Annotated in this window: 18 protein-coding genes; 3 read left to right on the top strand and 15 right to left on the bottom strand. The window is 65.0% G+C overall.

The window, feature by feature from the left end:
• Positions 1 to 84: 84 nt before the first annotated feature.
• From RBJ75_RS11180 to RBJ75_RS11110, 15 genes are all read right to left on the bottom strand, one after another.
• Complete coding sequence (locus tag RBJ75_RS11180; RefSeq protein WP_317528984.1) at positions 85 to 390, bottom strand: hypothetical protein; 306 nt, start codon at positions 388 to 390, stop codon at positions 85 to 87.
• Between the two features lie 36 nt (positions 391 to 426).
• Complete coding sequence (locus RBJ75_RS11175) at positions 427 to 1677, bottom strand: multidrug effflux MFS transporter (protein WP_044405694.1); 1251 nt, start codon at positions 1675 to 1677, stop codon at positions 427 to 429.
• 125 nt (positions 1678 to 1802) lie between these two features.
• Positions 1803 to 2447, bottom strand: a complete 645-nt coding sequence (locus tag RBJ75_RS11170; RefSeq protein ID WP_044405692.1) for a pyroglutamyl-peptidase I — start codon at positions 2445 to 2447, stop codon at positions 1803 to 1805.
• 589 nt (positions 2448 to 3036) lie between these two features.
• Positions 3037 to 4023: a methylmalonyl Co-A mutase-associated GTPase MeaB gene (meaB, locus tag RBJ75_RS11165; protein ID WP_044413908.1), complete on the bottom strand. Its 987-nt coding sequence runs from the start codon at positions 4021 to 4023 to the stop codon at positions 3037 to 3039.
• Positions 4010 to 4816: a DUF3298 and DUF4163 domain-containing protein gene (locus tag RBJ75_RS11160; RefSeq protein ID WP_044413911.1), complete on the bottom strand. Its 807-nt coding sequence runs from the start codon at positions 4814 to 4816 to the stop codon at positions 4010 to 4012. Before RBJ75_RS11160 ends, meaB begins: the two co-directional genes overlap by 14 nt.
• A 49-nt stretch (positions 4817 to 4865) precedes the next feature.
• A complete protein-coding gene (locus RBJ75_RS11155; RefSeq protein WP_044413914.1) occupies positions 4866 to 5210 on the bottom strand; it encodes a DUF86 domain-containing protein in 345 nt (114 codons plus the stop codon).
• Complete coding sequence (locus tag RBJ75_RS11150) at positions 5210 to 5524, bottom strand: nucleotidyltransferase family protein (RefSeq protein ID WP_044413917.1); 315 nt, start codon at positions 5522 to 5524, stop codon at positions 5210 to 5212. The genes RBJ75_RS11155 and RBJ75_RS11150 overlap by 1 nt, the downstream gene beginning before the upstream one ends.
• Positions 5525 to 5558: 34 nt before the next feature.
• Positions 5559 to 7715, bottom strand: a complete 2157-nt coding sequence (gene scpA, locus RBJ75_RS11145; protein WP_044413920.1) for a methylmalonyl-CoA mutase — start codon at positions 7713 to 7715, stop codon at positions 5559 to 5561.
• A gap of 183 nt (positions 7716 to 7898) precedes the next feature.
• Positions 7899 to 8363, bottom strand: coding sequence for a GFA family protein (locus tag RBJ75_RS11140; protein WP_044413922.1), 465 nt, complete (start codon positions 8361 to 8363; stop codon positions 7899 to 7901).
• Positions 8360 to 10261 (bottom strand): methylmalonyl-CoA mutase subunit beta, encoded by a 1902-nt coding sequence (locus RBJ75_RS11135; protein WP_044413924.1) that lies wholly within the window; start codon positions 10259 to 10261, stop codon positions 8360 to 8362. The genes RBJ75_RS11140 and RBJ75_RS11135 overlap by 4 nt, the downstream gene beginning before the upstream one ends.
• Positions 10262 to 10355: 94 nt before the next feature.
• Complete coding sequence (gene folK, locus RBJ75_RS11130) at positions 10356 to 10850, bottom strand: 2-amino-4-hydroxy-6-hydroxymethyldihydropteridine diphosphokinase (protein ID WP_044413926.1); 495 nt, start codon at positions 10848 to 10850, stop codon at positions 10356 to 10358.
• The gene (gene folB / locus RBJ75_RS11125) at positions 10843 to 11223 is read right to left on the bottom strand and encodes a dihydroneopterin aldolase (protein ID WP_044413930.1); all 381 of its coding nucleotides are present in this window, start codon (positions 11221 to 11223) and stop codon (positions 10843 to 10845) included. Before folB ends, folK begins: the two co-directional genes overlap by 8 nt.
• The gene (gene folP / locus RBJ75_RS11120) at positions 11220 to 12071 is read right to left on the bottom strand and encodes a dihydropteroate synthase (RefSeq protein WP_044413940.1); all 852 of its coding nucleotides are present in this window, start codon (positions 12069 to 12071) and stop codon (positions 11220 to 11222) included. The genes folB and folP overlap by 4 nt, the downstream gene beginning before the upstream one ends.
• A gap of 63 nt (positions 12072 to 12134) precedes the next feature.
• Positions 12135 to 12542, bottom strand: a complete 408-nt coding sequence (locus RBJ75_RS11115; RefSeq protein WP_044413934.1) for a DUF4332 domain-containing protein — start codon at positions 12540 to 12542, stop codon at positions 12135 to 12137.
• A 34-nt stretch (positions 12543 to 12576) separates the two neighbouring features.
• The gene (locus tag RBJ75_RS11110) at positions 12577 to 12945 is read right to left on the bottom strand and encodes a hypothetical protein (RefSeq protein ID WP_044413937.1); all 369 of its coding nucleotides are present in this window, start codon (positions 12943 to 12945) and stop codon (positions 12577 to 12579) included.
• Positions 12946 to 13273: 328 nt separating this feature from the next.
• Here RBJ75_RS11110 and RBJ75_RS11105 point away from each other — a divergent pair, with 328 nt between their 5' ends.
• The 3 genes from RBJ75_RS11105 (at position 13274) to RBJ75_RS11095 (ending at position 19070) form a co-directional block, all read left to right on the top strand.
• Positions 13274 to 14884 (top strand): helicase HerA-like domain-containing protein, encoded by a 1611-nt coding sequence (locus RBJ75_RS11105; RefSeq protein WP_276156213.1) that lies wholly within the window; start codon positions 13274 to 13276, stop codon positions 14882 to 14884.
• 124 nt (positions 14885 to 15008) lie between these two features.
• The gene (locus tag RBJ75_RS11100; RefSeq protein ID WP_044415395.1) at positions 15009 to 16415 is read left to right on the top strand and encodes a M20/M25/M40 family metallo-hydrolase; all 1407 of its coding nucleotides are present in this window, start codon (positions 15009 to 15011) and stop codon (positions 16413 to 16415) included.
• 360 nt (positions 16416 to 16775) lie between these two features.
• Positions 16776 to 19070, top strand: a complete 2295-nt coding sequence (locus RBJ75_RS11095) for a TonB-dependent receptor (RefSeq protein WP_044415393.1) — start codon at positions 16776 to 16778, stop codon at positions 19068 to 19070.
• The last annotated feature ends 67 nt before the right edge of the window (positions 19071 to 19137 follow it).

Genomic DNA, 19137 nt, shown 5'->3' with positions numbered 1-19137 from the left:
TTAGCGCAGAAATGCCGGCGCGGTGACGCGGGCGCTGCAGCGCGCAGCGCGATGTTTGACGCTAGGGTTAACCGGGTGGCGACGTCACGAACTGGCGGGGACTTGAAAATCCCGCTGCGCATGGGCGTCGCGCTCATTCTTTTCGGGGTTTTCCCCGGGATCCGGCCGGCAGGCGCGAATTTCATAACCATTGTCAAGCGCCTGACTTGACGTCGGCTTGTCGTCGGTTGGCGCGATATCGATCACCAACCCGCTTTCCTTGGCGTGTTCCCACACATTGTCCTTGGTCGGGTAGGTCTTGCTGACCTTGGCATCGTCGCAGAACAAAGCATACGGCATCGAAAAACCTCCGCTTGGGAAGCTAAACGCTATATCCGTCCGGGAGTTCATATCGTCCCCCAAAAATGCAATGCAGCAATTCGGCGGTCAGCTTTGCGCGGGCCGGTGAGGATGAAACAGTCGGCCCTTTTCGACGAACATCACCACCGCCAGCGTCGCCAGGGTGCACAGCAACGAGCCGGTGGCGAAGGGCAGCAGTGTGCCGTCGAAATCCTGGCCGATGGTGTAGCCGATGGCGATGCCGAGCAGCGTGGTGATCGAGCCGAACAGCGACGACGCGGTGCCGGCGATATGGCCCTGCGGCTCCATCGCCAATGCGGTGAAATTGGCGAACATCAGCCCGAAGCCGAACATGCTGAGCGCCGACAGCACCATGTAGAGCGGAAACCAGACCTGGCCGTGGCGCGCCGCCACCAGCATCACGCTGACCACGACGACATACATGCATAGCGCGCCGTGCGAGATCACCCGCATCCCGAGCCGGCCGACGAAGCGCGCGTTGAGAAAGCCCGCCAGCGCGATGCCGATCGCGATCGCCGCGAAGGCCAGCGGGAAATAATGGCCGAGATGATAGATCTGGGTAAACACCTGCTGCGACTCGAACACATAGGCGAACAGCGTGCCCTGGATGCCGCCGGCCGCCAGCGCATAGCCCAGCGTCTGGCGGTTGGTCAGGGTGTGGCGGAACGCGCTCAGCACGTCGCGTAGAGCCAGCGATTTGCGTTCGGACGCCGGCAGGGTTTCGGGCAGTCGCCATGCGCACCACAGCAGCGCGAGCAGGCCATAGATCATCAGGCAGACGAAAATGCCGCGCCATTGCACGGCCAGCATCACCACCTGGCCGAGCGCCGGCGCGAGCACCGGCACCGCGATGAAGATCATCATCACCAGCGACATCACGCTGGCCATGCGGCGTCCCGCATAGCAATCGCGGACGATCGACACCGCGATCACCCGGGTCGCCGCGGTGCCGAGCCCCTGCGCCACGCGGGCGATCAGCAGGGTCTCGAAGGAGGGGGCGACGACCGCCAGCACGCTGGCGATGGTATAGACCACCATGCCGGCGAGCAGGATCGGCCGCCGGCCATAGCGATCCGACAGTGGCCCGATGACGAACTGGCCGACGCCGAAGCCGATCATGAAGGCCGACAGCACGCCCTGCAGCCGATTGCCGGAAGCGATGTTGAACACCGAGCCGATCTGCGGCAACGCCGGCAGCATCATGTCCATCGCCAGCGGATTCAGCGCCATGATGCAGGCGACGATCAGGACGAATTCGGGAAATCCCATCGGGCGATGGGTCGATGACACCCAGGCGTCGGCGTTCACGTCTGTCACACAAGAGTCCTTCGGTGTCGGTGAAATGGCACCATGAGCGGCGGTGGGGCGATACCTTAGGTGAGGCAATATATTGCGCCGCACAACCCTCGCTGCGGGATGGCTGCTCGTCGTCGAATGGTGGTTCAATCCTTGGCCGTGCGGCGGCTCAACTTGACCAATTCGAGCAGCAGCGCCTCGCCGGCATCGACCAGCTGCTCGGCGCTGATCCGCCCGGCGGTCTGGGGCGTCGGATCGCGCGCCACTGCCGGCACGTGCACGAAAGTCGCCAGCCGAGGCCCGTCGGGCCGGGCGGTGGCCTCGATCGCGCGCCAGCTCAGATAGTTGCACAGATAGCGTCCGGCGTCGCGGGAGGCGCGGGCGTCGATTCCGGTGGCGCGGGCGGCGCGCAGCAGGCGCTGGGTATGCGGGCCGAACATTTGCGCGCCGGCGCCGGGCTCGATCGAGGCGGTGCGCAGCTTGCTCTGTTCGGCGTCGGGCCACAGCATGGTGACGGCATTGCGGGCGCGGGTCTCGACCCGCAGATAGGACGTGCGCGCCGCCAGCCCGAACATCAGCAGCGCATCCGGCCTGTGTCGCGCCAGCAGCGCCGGTAGCTCGCTGTCAACCGCGCGATAGCTGACCGGGAAGATGTGGCTGACGCGCTCGACCTCGGCGAAGGCCGGCCGCCGCAGCCGCATCAGCCGCGCCACCAGCGCCGGCGTCGGATTATACGGCGCCCCGGGGAACGGCCCGAAGCCGGTAATCAGGATGCGGAGGGGGCTTGACAATATTCCTAATCCGATTATTTTCCTAAACGTCCTGTCCGTGAGGGGCGCTTCTCGAGGGCGCTTGTGAAGCGGGACAGAGCGATGCGGAGCGATCCGCATCCATGCTGGCCGCGGCGGGAGGCTCCCGTCAAGGTCGATGCGGCGTCCTGCGCGTCGTGGCTCGCAACCACGCCCCGGGAGGCCTTGGGTCGCCGTCCGGCTCCACTAGGAGAGCCTGCCACTTGTTAGTTGGCTGGACGCGGCACAGGCGAAGGGCGGGAAACCGCCTGGATCAAGCGGTGCAACGGCATCGCGCCTGCGCCCGGAAGCACGGTCCCGAGGCCCAAAATCGCCGCGAAATGCCAGGCCGGTTCGCCGGCCTGCGGGGCGCGCCGCAAGGCGATACGCGATTGGCCCATAGCCGATCGCGAAGCTCCATCCTCGCGCCGCGCGGCGCGCCCCCGCCCCTCATCGGGGCGGTCCCTGCCACAGCTCGGGCTCAGCGGAGCCGCGAGATTGCGCAAGCGCGTCCCGGTTTCGTCGTGGCTGTTTGACATTCGATACAGATGGCGTCGGCGTCATCCGCAGGGTGCGATGCCGGCCCCGTCGCTCACGCCAGCAGTCCGGCGATCTGATCGGCGCCGAGCGCCGGGCTGACCCCTCCGTCGGCGACCGCGGATTCGGTGGATTTCACCTTGGCGCGGATCGCCGGATCGGCGCGCAGCCTTGCCTTCCAGCGATCGTCCAGCATGGTCCACATCCATTTGACCTGTTGCTCGCGGCGCCGCGATGCGAAATCGCCGCAGGCCTGCATCGCGATGCGGTGCGCGACGATCTTGTGCCACAGCTCGGCGATGCCGGCGCCGGTCAGTCCCGAATAGGTCAGCACCGGCGGGTGCCAATGCTCGGAGCGCGGGGTCAGGATATGCAGCGCGCCGCGATATTCCGCCGCCGTCAGATTGGCGCGCGCGACATTGTCGCCGTCGGCCTTGTTGATCGCGATCATGTCGGCGAGTTCGACCAGGCCCTTCTTGATGCCCTGCAATTCGTCGCCGGCGCCGGGCAGCATCAAAGCCAGAAAGAAATCGGTCATGTCGCAGACCGCGGTCTCGGACTGGCCGATGCCGACGGTTTCCACCAGCACCACGTCGAAGCCCGCCGCCTCGCACAGCAACATCGCCTCGCGGGTTTTGGCCGCGACGCCGCCCAGCGTGCCGGAAGACGGCGAAGGGCGGATGAAGGCGTTGTCCTCGCCCGACAGCCGCGCCATCCGGGTCTTGTCGCCGAGGATCGACCCGCCGGTGCGCGCCGAGGACGGATCGACCGCCAGCACCGCGACCTTGTGGCCCTGGTCGATCAGATACATGCCGAGCGCGTCGATCGTGGTCGATTTGCCGACGCCGGGCGAGCCGGTGATGCCGACCCGCAGCGCCTGGCCGGTGCGCGGCAGCAGCGCCTGCACCAGATCGCGCGCCGCGGCCTGGTGATCGGCGCGGCGGCTCTCGATCAGCGTAATGGCGCGCGCCAGCGCCGCGCGGGAGCCGGCGCGGACATCGTCCGCCAAGGCGGTGATCGCGATCGGCCTATTTGGGGGCATCGCCGCCCTTGTCGCCTTTGTCGCCTTCGTCCGCTTTGGGCCGCGCGCCGCCGAAGATCGCCACGCCTTCCGGCGTCAGATAGGGTTTCAGCTTCTCCCACGGCACGAAGGCCAGATAGCTGCCCTCCGCATAGGCGCCGACCGCATAGGGCGGATAGTGGAAGGCAAGGCCCGAACTCTTGCCGGCCTCGGTCGAGGGCGCCAGCGTCACCGCGCCGAGTTTCAGCAATGTGGGCTGGATGCTCTTGACGTAGTCGGTGTCGCCGGCGTCGGCGCCGCGCGCCGCCTTCTCGGCCTTCAGCGACCCCAGAATGCTGGCGGCGATGGCGGTCAGCGTCGGCCCGCCATCGGCGGTCTCGGTGAAGAACGGCCGGATGCTGATGCGCTTGGCGCTGCTCTTGTCCCACAGGATGGTGTCGACGTCGGAATTGGGATGGGCGCCGCCGGTGTTGCTGTAATCGGATCGCAGGATGCTGACATAGCGGTCGCCGACCACCGAGCGGATCGCGTATTTGCGCTCATAGGTCCAGGGCCCGTTGCTGAACGATTTGCGGTCGTCCTTGTACTCCTGCTCGGCGTCGATCTTGTTCTGGGCGATCCACTTCTTGCCCTCGGCAAGATCATCGGCCGCCAGCGCCGGGTCGGCCTTGATCCCGGCATCGAGCACGACGCTGCCGTCGAACGCCTTGGTCTTGACAGAAAAATCTGGTGTCGGGTCGGCCGCGAAGGCGGGAACGACGAACAGGAAACTAATAAGAACGAGCGATAAGGGAGTCCGCGCGGCGGAGGTCATTTCGAGCACCGAGGCTTGAGAGGAGATTATAACCAGATCTGATATGAGATTATTTCAAGGATCCAACGATCTGGCGTTCGACGAATGATTTTAGAAGTGGGAGGTGATTCTGGATGATGTCCCAGACAGTCTCGACTTTCGTCGAGTGATAGGCATGCCGGAGCAGATTGGCGAAATTGGTCATTTTGCGCCAATCGATCTCCGCCCCCTCCTGCTTGACGTGATCCGGAATCTTGCGTGCCGCTTCGCAAACGATTTCGAGATATCGCTCGGTTGCCGCGCGTAGCGTTTTGTCAGCGCGAAATGCATTCAGGTCACGGCCGGCAAGCAATTCATCGATGTCCGAAATGCCTTCAAGGACATCCCGAAGCCGGTCTTCCAGGGTCGGCGGCATCAGATCACCTCGCTCAGGTCGTCGGCGATGCGTTCGGCGATGCGCGGTTTCAATCCGTCGCGAAGCGTGACCTGGGTCGGAATGCCGGTGGCTTCCTCGCAAATGGCACCGATGTCCAGCAGCGTCTTCCAGGTCAGCTTGTGATCGGGGGAAAGCTCCACCAGCACATCAAGGTCGCTGTCCGGCCTATGATCGCCGCGCGCCCGCGAACCGAACACAAACAGCCGTCCGACGCCCTGTTGCCGCAACTCGCCGGAACGCGCGCGAAGCTTGGCAAGGATCGAATCCAAGGAGATGTCTGCGAGGTCGGTCATTGCTCATATCGCCACATAAGTTTGAGGCGGGCAGCTACTCCGCCGCCTCGCTATGTCCCAATCTTGCATTGAGCTTGTGGATCAGCTCCTCGGCGGCGTCCGCAATCACGGTGCCGGGCGGGAAGATCGCCTCGGCGCCGGCCTGGTACAGCGCTTCGTAATCCTGCGGCGGCACCACGCCGCCGATGATGATCATGATGTCCTCGCGACCCTGCTTCTTCAGCGCCGCCTTCAGCTCCGGCACTGCGGACAGATGCGCGGCGGCCAGCGACGAGACGCCGAGAATATGCACGTCGTTTTCCACCGCCTGCCTGGCGGCTTCGTCGGCGGTGGCGAACAGGGGCCCGATATCGACGTCGAAGCCGATATCGGCGAAGGCCGAGGCGATCACCTTCTGGCCGCGGTCATGGCCGTCCTGGCCGATCTTGGCGACCAGGATGCGCGGGCGACGGCCCTCGGCGTCCTCGAAGGCGTCGATCAGCGCCTGCACCTTTTCCACCCGGTTCGACATCGTCGCGGTCTCCCGTTTGTAGACGCCGCTGATCGAGCGGATCTCGGCGCGGTGGCGGCCATAGACCTTCTCCAGCGCGTCGGAGATTTCGCCGACGGTCGCCTTGGCTCGCGCCGCGTCGATCGCCAGCGCCAGCAGATTGCCATTGCCTTCGGTGGCCGAGCGGGTCAGCGCGTTGAGCGCGGCGTCGACATCGGCCTGGCTGCGGTCGCTCTTCAGCCGCTTCAGCTTGTCGATCTGCAGCCGCCGCACCGTCGAGTTCTCGACCTTGAGCACGTCGATCGGCGCTTCGTCGACCGGCTTGTACTTGTTGACGCCGATCACCGATTGCCGCCCGGCGTCGATCCGCGCCTGGGTCTTGGCCGAGGCTTCCTCGATGCGCAGCTTCGGCACGCCGGCTTCGATCGCCTTGGCCATGCCGCCCAGCGCCTCGACTTCCTGGATGTGGCCCCAGGCTTTTGTCGCCAGATCGTGGGTCAGCCGTTCGACATAGTAGGAGCCGCCCCATGGATCGATGATCCGGTTGGTGCCGCTTTCCTGCTGCAGGAATAATTGCGTATTACGAGCGATCCGCGCCGAGAAATCGGTCGGCAGGGCGAGGGCCTCGTCGAGCGCGTTGGTGTGCAGCGACTGGGTGTGGCCTTGGGTGGCGGCCATCGCCTCGATGGTGGTGCGCATCACATTGTTGTAGACGTCCTGCGCCGTCAGCGACCAGCCCGAGGTCTGGCAATGGGTGCGCAGGCTCAGCGATTTCGGATTTTGCGGATTGAACTGGGTCAGCAGCTTCGCCCACAGCAGCCGCGCCGCGCGCATCTTGGCGACTTCCATGAAGAAGTTCATGCCGATCGCCCAGAAGAACGACAGCCTTGGCGCAAAGCGGTCGACGTCGATGCCGGCGGCAAGGCCGGCGCGCAGATATTCGACGCCGTCGGCCAGCGTATAGGCCAGCTCGAGATCCTGCGTGGCACCGGCTTCCTGCATGTGATAGCCGGAAATCGAAATCGAATTGTATTTCGGCATCTTCTGCGAGGTGTAGGCGAAGATGTCGGAGATGATCCGCATCGAGGGCGCCGGCGGATAGATATAGGTGTTGCGCACCATGAACTCTTTCAGAATGTCGTTCTGAATCGTCCCGGTGAGTTTTTCCGGCGGCACGCCCTGTTCCTCGGCGGCGGCGACGTAGAGCGCCAGAATCGGCAGCACCGCGCCGTTCATGGTCATCGACACGCTCATCTGGTCGAGCGGAATGCCGGAGAACAGCGTGCGCATGTCGTAGATCGAATCGATCGCGACGCCCGCCATGCCGACATCGCCGGTGACGCGCGGATGATCGGAATCATAGCCGCGATGGGTGGCGAGATCGAACGCCACCGACAGGCCCTTCTGGCCGGCGGCAAGGTTGCGGCGATAGAACGCGTTGGAATCTTCCGCGGTGGAGAAGCCGGCATATTGCCGGATGGTCCAGGGCTGATTGACATACATAGTCGGGTAGGGGCCGCGCAGAAACGGCGCGATGCCGGGCCAGGTCTCAAGGAAGTCGATGCCGTCGAGGTCGGCCTCGGTGTAGCCCGGCTTGACCAGGATGCCTTCGGGCGTCAGCCACGGCTCGGTCTGGCCGACCGCGGGCGAAGCGGCCGCGTTGCGGAATGCGAGATCGGCGAAATTCGGAATCTTGCTCATGCTATTTGCCTCTGCCGTCATGGCCGGGCTCGTCCCGGCCATCCACGTCTTGATCCACGAAAGACGTGGATACCCGGGACTTCAGTTGCGAAGCTGCGCTTCGCGCCTTCGCCCGGGCATGACGGGCTGTTGTTGGAACATCAATCATATCAGATAAGCGACACATCGTCATTGGGCCGGGGCTCAGTCATGATCCGGCTGCTGATAGCTGAAGACCTGCGCCAGTTTCTCGGTTCCGTAGATCTGCTGCGTGGTCTTGCTGGGCAGATTGGCGATGGAGCCGACCCAGCCGAGCCGGGATTCGGCGCCGAGCTGCACCGTCGGCACCACCCGGTCGGGGCGGTCGAACGCGCCGGTCATGATCTCGATGCTGCTGCCCTCGTTCTGGCGGTAGCTCAGCGGCGTGCCGCAGGCCTTGCAGAAATCGCGCTCGGCGATCGAGGAGGAGCGGAACGAAGCCGGCTTGCCATGAGTCCAGGCGAAATTCTCCCGTGCCACTTCGGCCAGCGACGCAAATGGCGCGCCGGTGGCCTTCTGGCACATCCGGCAATGGCAGATCGTGATCCGCAACGGCGCAGCTGTCAGCGCAAAGCGGATCGCGCCGCATTGGCAGCCGCCGGTCAACAGGGGTTTGACGGTCTGGGTCATGCTGCTTCGATCTGCTGATAGGCGGCGTTCAGCAGCGCCAGCGCGTCGCCGCCGGCAAAGATGAAGTCCTGCACGCCGGCTTGGCGCAGCTGCGCTTCCAGCTCGCCGGGCCGGCCGGCCAGATAGATATGTTTGGCGCCTGCCGCCTTGAGCGCGCTGGCCGCGGCGGCGGCATGGCCGGCATAGAACTTGTCGGAGGAGCACAGGCAGACCAGCGCCGCGCCCGAGGCGGTGAAGGCGGCGGCCAGGGCGTCGGGGTCGGCGAACCCCTCGGTGTCGATCGCCTCGATGCCGCCGGTCTCGAAGAAACTCTTGGCGAAGCCGGCGCGGGCGGTGAAATCCGCCGCGGTGCCGAGGCTGGCGAGAAACACCTTGGGTCGTGCGCCCTTGCGCGCCAGCAGGTGGTCGGACTTGTCGCGCAACGCTTCGAACGGCACCGCCAGCCGGATTGGCTCCAGCGCGTTGAACTTGATCTTGTCCTTGCCGTAAGGACCGGTGGCGACCGGCTTGATCTTCAGCACGATGGCGCGGGCCTCGTGCAGGTTGGGGAACTCGCTGGCGCCGGTCAAGACGTCGCGGCGCTTGGCGATCGCGGCCTGCCTGGCCGCGCGGGTGGCGGCGACCTTGGGCTGGATCAGATTGTTGCCGATCGCCTGGAACGCGCCGCCGGCGGTCTCGATCTCCTGGAATTGGGCCCAGGCGGCCGTGCACAATTCCTGGGTCAGCGCCTCGATGCCGCCGGAGCCGGCGGCCGGATCGGCGACCTTGGCGAGGTTGGATTCCTCCAGCAGCACCAGCTGGGTGTTGCGCGCGGCGCGGCGCGCAAAGGCGTCGGGCAGGCCGAGCGCGAAAGTGTGCGGCAGCACACTGATCGAATTGGCGCCGCCGAGCCCGGCCGAGAAGGTCGCCACCGTGGCGCGCAGCATGTTCACGTAAGGGTCGCGCTGGGTCAGCATCCGCCACGCGGTTTCGGCGGCGATGAACAGCGGCTTCGGCGTCAGGCCGCAGCCTTCCTCGATCCGCGCCCAGAGCAGCCGCAGGGCGCGGAATTTCGCCAGCGTCAGGAACTGGTCGGCATCGGCGCTGAGCCGGGCATAGATCATGCCGCGCGCGGCATCGAGCGGCACATTGGCGTCGTCCAGCGCGCGCAGATAGGCCACGCCGACAGCGAGCACATAAGCCAGTTCCTGCACTTCCGAGCCGCCGGCATCGTGGATGACGCGGCCATCGGCGACCGCGAACGGGCCCTTGAAGCCGGCGCCCGCGACCTTCTTGATCGCGTCGGTGAAGGCCGGGGCGATCTCCCACCAATTATAGGCGCTGGAGCCCCACACCGCGCAGGCGCCGATCGGATCGAGCCCGAACCGGATCTCGCAACTGGCCGGATCGATGCCGCGCTGCTTGATCAGCTCGGCGAGGTAGATCGCCGCCATCCGCGCCTGCGGCCCGACCTGCAATTCGATCGCGATCCCGGCATCGAGCAACACGCCATCCAGCACCTTGGCGACGGCCTCCTCGGTGGCGGGCAGGCCGAAGCCGCGCGCGCCATTGGCGCCGGCGAATACCAGGGTCAGGCCGTTGGCGCCGTTTTCCAGATCGTGCAGCGCCTGCGCATTGGCCTTGGCGGCCTCCGGATGGTCGATCCGCTGCATGATCTGCCACGGCGCCGCGGCCCGTCCGGCGATCGGTGAGGCATCCTTGGCGCGCGGATAGATCGGCTGGATCTTGACGCCGTCATAGGTCTTGCTGATCAGCTTCTCGAACGGCGCACCTTTGAGGACGCCGTCGACCAGCTTGCGCCAATCATCATAGCTCGCAGGCGCGAAGTCGGCGGCGAGCCGGAGCTCTGGGTTGGCAACAGGCGCTTGGGGTGCAGGCTCTTGAGTTGCAGTGGGCATTGCTGGAAAATCGCTCCCGGGGCGTTGTGGTCTGTTTGGGCCGAAAATGCCACGTAGCGAGGCTCAAGCCAAACGGTTGTTTTGGGCCAAAAGGCTAGCTGTCGAGATCGGGCAGCCGCTCGATCCCGGCGCGCGACAGTTTCGCCAGCGCTTGAAGCGGGGTCTGGCCGGCAATCATCCGGTCCGGGGCGATCTCAGCCAGCGGCACCAGCACGAAGGCGCGGTCGAACAACCGCGGATGCGGCAGCGTCAGTTCCGGCTTGTCGAGCGTGACGTCGTCATAGGCGAGCAGATCGAGATCGAGCGTGCGCGGGCCCCAGCGGGTCTCGTTGGCGCGGTCGCGGCCGAACTTCTTCTCGATCTTGTGCAGCGTGAACAGCAGCGCGTGCGGATCGAGGCTGGTGTCGATTTCGATGCAGGCGTTGACGAAGCGGGCCTGGCTCTCGTCGCCCCAGGGCGGCGTGGCGTAGTCCGACGAGCGCGCCAGCAGCGCCGCCTGGGTCATGCCGCAGATATTGGAGATCGCCTTGCGAAACGTCGCGCGGACGTCGCCGACATTGCCGCCGAGCGCGATCAAGACCTCAGCCATGCGACGGCTGCTCTCGGCTGCGGCTGAGGATCACGCCGACATCGTCGAAGATCGCCGCGATCGGGGCGTGCGGCTTGTGCACCGTGACCTTGACCGCATCGATGCGCGGAAACGCCACCAGAATGGCGTCGGCGACGGCGCCGGCTGCGCGTTCCAGCAGCCGGTAATTGGCATCCTTGAACGCCGCGGTCGCGCTCGCCACCACGTTGGAATAGGACACGGTGTCGGCGAGCCGGTCGGTGCGCGAGGATTCCGCGAGGTCGACGGTCAGTTCGAGGTCGATCACGAAGCGCTGGCCGACTTCGGTCTCGTGTTCCATCACGCCGTGGCGCGCATGGATCACCAGGCCCTTGATGAAGATGGTGTCGTTCATTGCTGGTCCTCGATGGCCCTGGCGACCCGCAGCGCTTGCGCGGTCTGCGCCACGTCATGGGTGCGAATGATCCGCGCGCCATGGCGCGCGGCGATCAGATGCGCGGCGATCGAGCCGCCGAGCCGGTCTTGCGGCTCCGACGGCGACACCGTGCTGATAAAACGCTTGCGCGACGCGCCGACCAGCAGCGGCAGGCCGAAGTCGCGTAATTCGGCGAGCCGCGCCAGCGTCATCATGCTTTGCTCCGGGGTCTTGCCGAAGCCGATCCCGGGATCGAGCACGATGTTGTCGCGCGCGATTCCGGCCTGCGCGGCGATCCGCAGCGAGCGCTCGAAAAATGCCTTGATGTCGGCGATGATATCCAGCGCCGGATCGACCGCATCGCGGTTGTGCATGACGATCACCGGGGCGCCGCGCGAGGCGACGACCGCCGCCATCTGCGGATCGCGCTGCAGGCCCCAGACGTCGTTGGCGATCGCCGCGCCCGCATCCAGCGCCCACGCCACGATGTCGGCCTTCATGCTGTCGATCGATACCGGCGTCCCGAGCGCCACGACCTGCGCCAGCACCGGCCGCAGCCGCTGCAATTCCTGTTCGGCGGAGACCGGCCGTTGATCGCCATAGGGCCGGGTGGATTCGGCGCCGATATCGATGATGTCCGCGCCCTGCGCGATCATCCGGCGCGCCTGCTCCAGAGCGGGTTCGGGCGCCAGGAACTGGCCGCCGTCGGAGAACGAGTCCGGGGTGATATTGAGCACGCCCATCACCGCCGGGAGCGGCTGCGTCAGCAGCGCCCGCAGCGGCGGATGATCCGGTTCCGCGGGCTCGATGGACGTATTTGCGGTCATGCGCAGCGCTTTGCGCGGTCGGCGCATCGGAGTCAAGCGGGTCGGCAAGGGCCGCGGGACCCGTTAGTAGCTGATCTTCAGGGGCAGCTTGCGGGCCTTTTCGATCAGTTGCCCGACCGATTTTTCCGAAGGCAGGACCCGCACCAGCTTGCGCGTGGTGTTGGCGTCTTTCATGTGTTGCGCCAGACGGGACGGGTTGCGATGGGTGAATTCGCGCAGCGTGGCGACGCCGGCGGCGCGCAGCAGCTTGGCCTTGGCCTTGCCCATGCCGGGAACCCGCATGCAATCGGCGATATTGGCCCATTCCAGTAATTGTTGTTCGGTGATGCCGGTCTTGGCGGCCAGTTCCTTGCGGCCCCTCACGGTCTTGGCGGCCTCGAGCAATGCGTCCGTCGTGCGGATTCCAGTCGATTTCAACTTGGTGGCGGCGGCGGCCGTGATGCCGTCGATCTTGGAGATGGAATATGTCATGGTTCTCTAAGTACAAAGGTTCAAGAAATGGAATTCAGGTAAATTGCCGCAGGCCTGGTGTGCCGGATATGATCGCGCTCATTTGGTCGGCCCCGATTTTGTCACGTCCGAACTTGAAAAGTTCACGCGCGACATTCTGAATATCTGCCACGCCGAGGCCTAGGCCCATCAGCTTGGCGCCGAGCGCCATAACGCCGCCGCCCATCAGCCGGCCGATCCCGCCGCGTGTCGCGCCTGCGGAATCGATCGCGGCTTCTGCGCCCGGAATAGTATCGATCAGTGCTTGAACCTGGTCGGGCGGTCCTTCGCTGCGAAGGAAACCGAGAATGATGCCGATCGTCTTTCCGGCAACAGCTTTCTCCAAGCCGGCCTTAAGGGCCAGCCGCTCAACCAACTCGTCCATAACGCCCCCGCCGCAACGCTGCCGGTTTTGACCGGATCTTGATCGTGGATTTATCCTGATCCGACGTGAAGCGAAACACAAGCGACGGTCGCGTGCGCCGGATCGATTCGGCATCATCGCATCGCGACTGTTGCAACAATGCCAAAGCATGACGCGATCCGCGCCGCGCAGCGGGTTTTTGCATCGCGAATTGAATGGAATTTGTATCGTGAATTTAGTTCTTGTTGTCGGTTTCGATTGCAATCCTCGTTGAACAGATGCAACCGATGTGCAGGATATGGCCGCGGCGGGACGCTTCGCGGCCCTGCGGCTGACGTGCGGAGATACGATGACGACGACCGAGACGGGTATCGGCGATACCGACGATAGGCTCTTCATCGGCAAGGACCAGCAACCGGCCTGGCTGACGTTGGGTCTCGCCAATCGCCACGGTCTGGTGACCGGCGCGACCGGCACGGGAAAGACGGTGTCGCTGCAGGTGATGGCGGAAGGCTTCGCGCGCGCCGGCGTGCCGGTGTTCGCCGCCGACATCAAGGGCGACCTTTCGGGCATCGCCGAGGTCGGCGTCGCCAAGGACTTCATCCTCAAGCGCGCTAAGTCGATGGGGCTGACATTTCAACCTGACCAATTCTCCACGGTGTTCTGGGACGTGTTCGGCGAGCAGGGCCATCCGGTGCGCGCCACCGCCACCGAGATGGGACCGCTGCTGCTGTCGCGGATGCTCGATCTCAACGACGTGCAGGAAGGCGTGCTCAATGTCGCCTTCCGGGTCGCCGACGACATGGGCCTGCCGTTGATCGACATGAAGGATCTGCGCGCGGTGCTCGACGCCATCGTGCCGATCGCGCAGAAGGTAGCCGAAAATGGCGACGTCAACGCCGACATTCGTCAGGCCGCGCAAGCGCTCGGCAACGTCACCAAGCAGACCGTCGGCACCATCCAGCGCCAGCTGCTGGTTCTGGAAAATCAGGGCGGCGCCAAATTCTTCGGCGAGCCGGCGCTGCAATTGCAGGACTTCATGCGCACCGACCGCGACGGGCGCGGAATCGTCAATATCCTGGTCGCCGACAAGCTGATGTCGAACCCGCGGCTTTACGCGACTTTCTTGCTGTGGATGCTGTCGGAACTGTTCGAGGAACTGCCCGAGGTTGGCGATCCGGCCAAGCCCAAGCTGGTGTTCTTTTTCGACGAGGCGCACCTGTTGTTCAATGATGCGCCGAAACCGCTGCTCGACAAGATCGAACAGGTGGTGCGGCTGATCCGCTCCAAGGGCGTCGGGGTCTATTTCGTGACGCAAAATCCGATCGACGTGCCGGACAAGGTGCTGGCCCAGCTCGGCAACCGCGTGCAGCACGCGCTGCGGGCGTTCACGCCGCGCGACCAGAAGGCGGTCGCCGCCGCGGCGCAGACCTTCCGGCCGAACCCCAAGCTCGATACCGCGACAGTCATCACCGAGCTCGGCACCGGCGAAGCGCTGGTGTCGTTTCTGGAAGGCAATGGCACGCCGGCGATGGTCGAGCGCGTCATGATCCGGCCGCCGTCGGCACGGATCGGGCCGGTCACGCCGGACGAGCGCCAGGCGATCATCAATGCGAGCCCGGTAAAGGGCAAATACGATACCGCCATCGATTCCGAATCCGCCTACGAAAAACTGCTGGCCCGCATCGATCAGAACGCGGCGACCGGCGGCAACGCGCCCGCCGAAGGCGGCATTCTCGGGCAGATCGGCTCGATCGTCGGCACCATCTTCGGCACCAACACGCCGCGCGGCAAGCTCTCGACCGGGCAGGTGATCGCGCGCGATGTCACCCGCACGGTCACCAACAAAGTGGTCGGCGGCATCGTCGCCGATCTGGGAAAATCAATGGGCGGCGCGCTCGGCGGCTCGGTCGGCCGCGCCATCGTGCGCGGCGCGCTCGGCGGCTTGCTACGTCGCTAGAGCAGGATGACTTATCCTCGAATCGTCATCCCGCTCTAGCTTGTTGTTTGAGCATGATCTCTTCCGAAAACCGGGATCCACTTTTCGGGATCATGCTGTAACCAGCTCACGCAAGGAAACTCCAATGTCCACGACCTCGCCACTGCAAGCGGTGCTCGACCGCGTCGACGCCGATTTCGATCATTCGCTGCAGCGGCTGTTCACGCTGCTGCGGATCAAGTCGATCTCGGCCGATCCGGCCTTCGCCGCCGACTGCAAGGCCGCCGCCGCGCATCTGGCCGCCGACTTTACATCGTTGGATTTCGCCGCCGAGGTGAAGCCGACCGCCGGCCATCCGGCGATCGTCGCCAAGGCCAAGGGCAACACTGGAAAGCGGCCGCACGCGCTGTTCTATGGTCATTACGACGTGCAGCCGGTCGATCCGCTGGAGCTGTGGAATAGGCCGCCATTCGAGCCGGTGGTGACCGACCATGCCGATGGCCGCAAGATCATCGTCGCGCGCGGCGCGCAGGACGACAAGGGTCAGCTCTCGACCTTCGTCGAGGCCTGCCGCGCCTGGGTGGCGGTGACCGGTTCGCTGCCGTTCGATCTCACCATCGTCATCGAGGGCGAGGAGGAGGTCGGCTCGAAGAACTTCGTGGCGTTCCTCGAGGCCAACAAGACCGATCTCGCCGCCGACTTCGCACTGGTCTGCGACACCGGAATGTGGGACCCGAACACGCCGGCGATTACCACCTCGCTGCGCGGGCTGGTCTATGAGGAAGTCAAGATCAAGGCCGCCAACCGCGATCTGCATTCCGGCATTTTCGGCGGCGGCGCGCAGAATCCGATCCGGGTGCTGACGCGGATTCTCGGCGGGCTGCATGACGCGCATGGCCGCATCACCATCCCGGGCTTCTACGACGGCGTGAAGGATCTGCCGCCCGAAATCCTGGAGCAGTGGAAAAAGCTGAATCTCACGGCCGAGAGTTTTCTCAAGCCGATCGGGCTGTCGATTCCGGCCGGCGAGGATGACCGGCTGCTGATCGAGCAGATCTCGTCGCGCCCCACTTGCGACATCAACGGCATCGTCGGCGGCTATATCGGTGAGGGCTCCAAGACGGTGATAGCCGCGGAAGCCTCGGCGAAAGTCTCGTTCCGCATTGTCGAGGGGCAGGACCCAGCGAAGATCCGCGACGCCTTCCGCGCCTTTGTCACCGCGCAGCTACCGGGCGACTGCAGCGCCGAATTCCTCGATCACTCCAACGCGCCGGCGATCGCGCTCGACTGGAACATGAAGCCGCTGGCGGCGGCCAAGCGCGCGCTGACCGACGAATGGGGCAAGGACGCGCTGCTGATCGGCTCCGGCGCCTCGATCCCGATCGTCGCCGATTTCAAGCGCACGCTCGGCGTCGATACGCTGCTGGTCGGCTTCGGGCTGGATGACGACAATATCCATTCGCCCAACGAAAAATACGACCTGCAAAGCTTCCACAAGGGCATCAGGTCGTGGGCGCGGATTATCGATGCCTTGGCGGTCGCGCCGCGGTGAGCTGGCCGCGTCATAGCGTCACCTCGCACGACGCGAGCCGTTTTCGCGGTACCCCATAACCGCGTAAATGCGGAATCGTTCTAAGTCCGACCACGGTGCGAGGCAATCTGATTGCTTCGCGCTGCGCGGCTTAGAACGCGCGGGCGCGCAAGAGTTTTCAGTCCTTTTGCAGATCGCGCTGCGCCGATCGCGTCGAACGATCTTGCCGCCGGCGCGATTGGAGTCGTTCTAATCGTCGCGGCTGTCGTCGTTGGCGTGATGCAGCAGATGGCGATTGCGTCAACGGATTCTAAACTGGGTCCGTTGCCCCCTCAATTTCGATCCCCTAGTCACGCGTCGTGAATGAACTGGGGACGTTGAGTGAAAAATTTCAAGAACAACAAAAACCGTTGGTGCTTCGGCGTCGCGACGAGCGTCGTGTCGATGTGCCTGACTGCAATGACGGCGTCGCCGAGCGCGGCGCAGAGCACAGAGCCACGCGTGTTGCCGCCGGTGTCCGTCGATGCGCCGCAGCAGAGAGCGCGGACGACGCGCGCCGTTCGGCCTCGCGGTACCCCGCGGCGTTCCGCCCGCGTCGCGCCGCGGCGGAACGAGCGGCCTCCCGAGCCGGTCGCGCCGGCGACCACTTTGGGGACGACGCGAACGATCGGAATTCCCGCGCCGGCCTATGCGGGCGGTCAGGTGGCGCAGGGCGGAACGCTCGGCCTACTCGGCTCCACCAGCGTGATGGATACGCCGTTCTCGACGGTGAACTACACCTCGCAATTGATCGAGGACCAGCAGGCGCGCACCGCGGCCGACACGCTGATCAACGATGCGTCGGTGCGGACCAGCACCGGCAGCAACGGCTTCGACGACACCTTCGTCATTCGCGGCTTCCCCGTGAATGCCACCGACGTCGGCCTCAACGGCCTCTACGGGCTGTCGTCGTCGCAGCGCATCCCGGCGCAGATCATCGAGCGGATCGAACTGCTCAAGGGCCCCGGCGCGTTGATCAACGGCATCGCGCCGAGCGGCACCGTCGGCGGCGGCATCAACATCGTCACCAAGCGCGCCACCGAGACCGATTTCTCGCGCCTGACGCCGTTCTTCATGAGCGGGGCCAATTACGGCCTGCATTTGGAGACCAGCCGGCGCTTCGGCGCCAACAAGGAGTGGGGCGTCCGCTTCAACGGCGTCGGCCGCAACGGCGAGGCCTCGATCGAGGACGGGAATTTCCGGTCCGGCCTGGGCGCGCTGGCGATCGACTATCGCGGCGACCGGCTGCGTTGGACGCTCGATGCGATCTCGCAGAACGACAACACCGACAATTTCCGTCCGCAGATCAGCCTGCTGTCGACACTGACCTCGATTCCGGCCGCGCCCGATGCGCGTAGCAACTGGTATCCCGGCACGAAACTTCGCCAGAAGGATAATACCATCGCGACGGGTTTCGAATACGACCTGACCAGCTGGCTGACGGCCTATGCCGGCGTCGGCTATCGCGACGGCACCAACGATCAGACCTTCCCGTCGTCGGCCGTCGCCGTCGACGCGCTCGGCAACTTCACGGTGCAGAACAACTACTACGACTCCTACACCAAGACCGTCAGCGGCAATGCCGGCTTCCGCTCGCAGTTCGACACCGGCTTCATCAACCACAAGGTGAACGTCGCCTATACCGGCTTCTATCAGGAGGCCGGCAATGCTTACATTACAGGCAACAGGGCGGCGTCGAACATCTACAACCCGTCGCCGCTTCCTGCGATCACGGCGGCGCGGACAGACCCGCAGCTCGCGTCCGAATCGACCCTGACCAGCGCCGCGGTCGTCGACACGATGTCGTTTCTGAACGAGTCGGTGCTGCTCACGCTCGGCGTCCGCCAGCAGAACGTGAAGGTGGACAGCTTCAGCACCAGCACCGGTGCGTTCACCAGTGGCTACGACACCAGCGCGACGACGCCGCTGGCCGGCATCGTCGTCAAGCCCTGGCGCAACGTCTCGCTGTATGCGAACTACGCCGAAGGCCTCACCCGCGGCACCATCGTCGGTGCCGGTTACGACAACGTCGGCGAGGTGCTCGCGCCCTACAAGTCGAAGCAGCAGGAAGCGGGCGTCAAGGTCGATTGGGGTATGATCACCACCACCGCGGCAGTGTTTCAGATCATGCGGCCGAACTCGATCCGGACGTCGGGCGGAACCCTTGGTTCGCTGGCCTATGACGGCGAGCAGCGCAACCGCGGCGTGGAACTGAACGCCTACGGCCTGTTGCTGCCGGGCCTGCGCGGCATGGTCAGTGCGACCTTCATCAAGCCCGAACTGACCAACCCGAGCATCGCGTCGCAACGCGGCAACGATGCCGCCGGCGTACCGGGGACGACGCTCTCCGCCAGCCTCGACTGGGATACGCCGTGGGTCCGGGGTCTCTCGCTCAACGGTCGGGTGATCCACACCGGAAGCTCCTATCTCACCACCGCCAACACGGTAAAGTTTCCGGCCTGGACCCGGCTCGACATCGGCGCGCGCTACACCACGACCGCGCTCACCGGCAAGCCGGTCACGTTCCGCGCCAATATCGAGAATGTCACCGGCGAGAATTATTGGCTGACCACTGGCACCTACGTCACCGTGGGGGCGCCACGCACCTACGTTCTTTCTGCAGCGTTCGATTTCTGATCGTTGCGACCATCGACGCGTCATGCCCGGCCTCGCGCCGGGCATGAGCATGTTTCAATAGGACGCT

It is taken from the genome of Rhodopseudomonas sp. BAL398 (assembly GCF_033001325.1).
Classification (GTDB): domain Bacteria; phylum Pseudomonadota; class Alphaproteobacteria; order Rhizobiales; family Xanthobacteraceae; genus JARJEH01.
The sequence above is the reverse complement of the archived record's forward strand: the minus strand, read 5'-3'. Positions and strand labels throughout refer to the sequence as shown.

Coding starts and splice junctions, on each gene's coding strand:
- RBJ75_RS11180 (WP_317528984.1), bottom strand. CDS start 390: ATGAACTCCCGGACGGATATAGCGTTTAGCTTCCCAAGCGGAGGTTTT.
- meaB (WP_044413908.1), bottom strand. CDS start 4,023: ATGCCCCCAAATAGGCCGATCGCGATCACCGCCTTGGCGGACGATGTC.
- RBJ75_RS11160 (WP_044413911.1), bottom strand. CDS start 4,816: ATGACCTCCGCCGCGCGGACTCCCTTATCGCTCGTTCTTATTAGTTTC.
- RBJ75_RS11155 (WP_044413914.1), bottom strand. CDS start 5,210: ATGCCGCCGACCCTGGAAGACCGGCTTCGGGATGTCCTTGAAGGCATT.
- RBJ75_RS11150 (WP_044413917.1), bottom strand. CDS start 5,524: ATGACCGACCTCGCAGACATCTCCTTGGATTCGATCCTTGCCAAGCTT.
- scpA (WP_044413920.1), bottom strand. CDS start 7,715: ATGAGCAAGATTCCGAATTTCGCCGATCTCGCATTCCGCAACGCGGCC.
- RBJ75_RS11140 (WP_044413922.1), bottom strand. CDS start 8,363: ATGACCCAGACCGTCAAACCCCTGTTGACCGGCGGCTGCCAATGCGGC.
- RBJ75_RS11135 (WP_044413924.1), bottom strand. CDS start 10,261: ATGCCCACTGCAACTCAAGAGCCTGCACCCCAAGCGCCTGTTGCCAAC.
- folK (WP_044413926.1), bottom strand. CDS start 10,850: ATGGCTGAGGTCTTGATCGCGCTCGGCGGCAATGTCGGCGACGTCCGC.
- folB (WP_044413930.1), bottom strand. CDS start 11,223: ATGAACGACACCATCTTCATCAAGGGCCTGGTGATCCATGCGCGCCAC.
- folP (WP_044413940.1), bottom strand. CDS start 12,071: ATGACCGCAAATACGTCCATCGAGCCCGCGGAACCGGATCATCCGCCG.
- RBJ75_RS11115 (WP_044413934.1), bottom strand. CDS start 12,542: ATGACATATTCCATCTCCAAGATCGACGGCATCACGGCCGCCGCCGCC.
- RBJ75_RS11110 (WP_044413937.1), bottom strand. CDS start 12,945: ATGGACGAGTTGGTTGAGCGGCTGGCCCTTAAGGCCGGCTTGGAGAAA.
- RBJ75_RS11105 (WP_276156213.1), top strand. CDS start 13,274: ATGACGACGACCGAGACGGGTATCGGCGATACCGACGATAGGCTCTTC.
- RBJ75_RS11100 (WP_044415395.1), top strand. CDS start 15,009: ATGTCCACGACCTCGCCACTGCAAGCGGTGCTCGACCGCGTCGACGCC.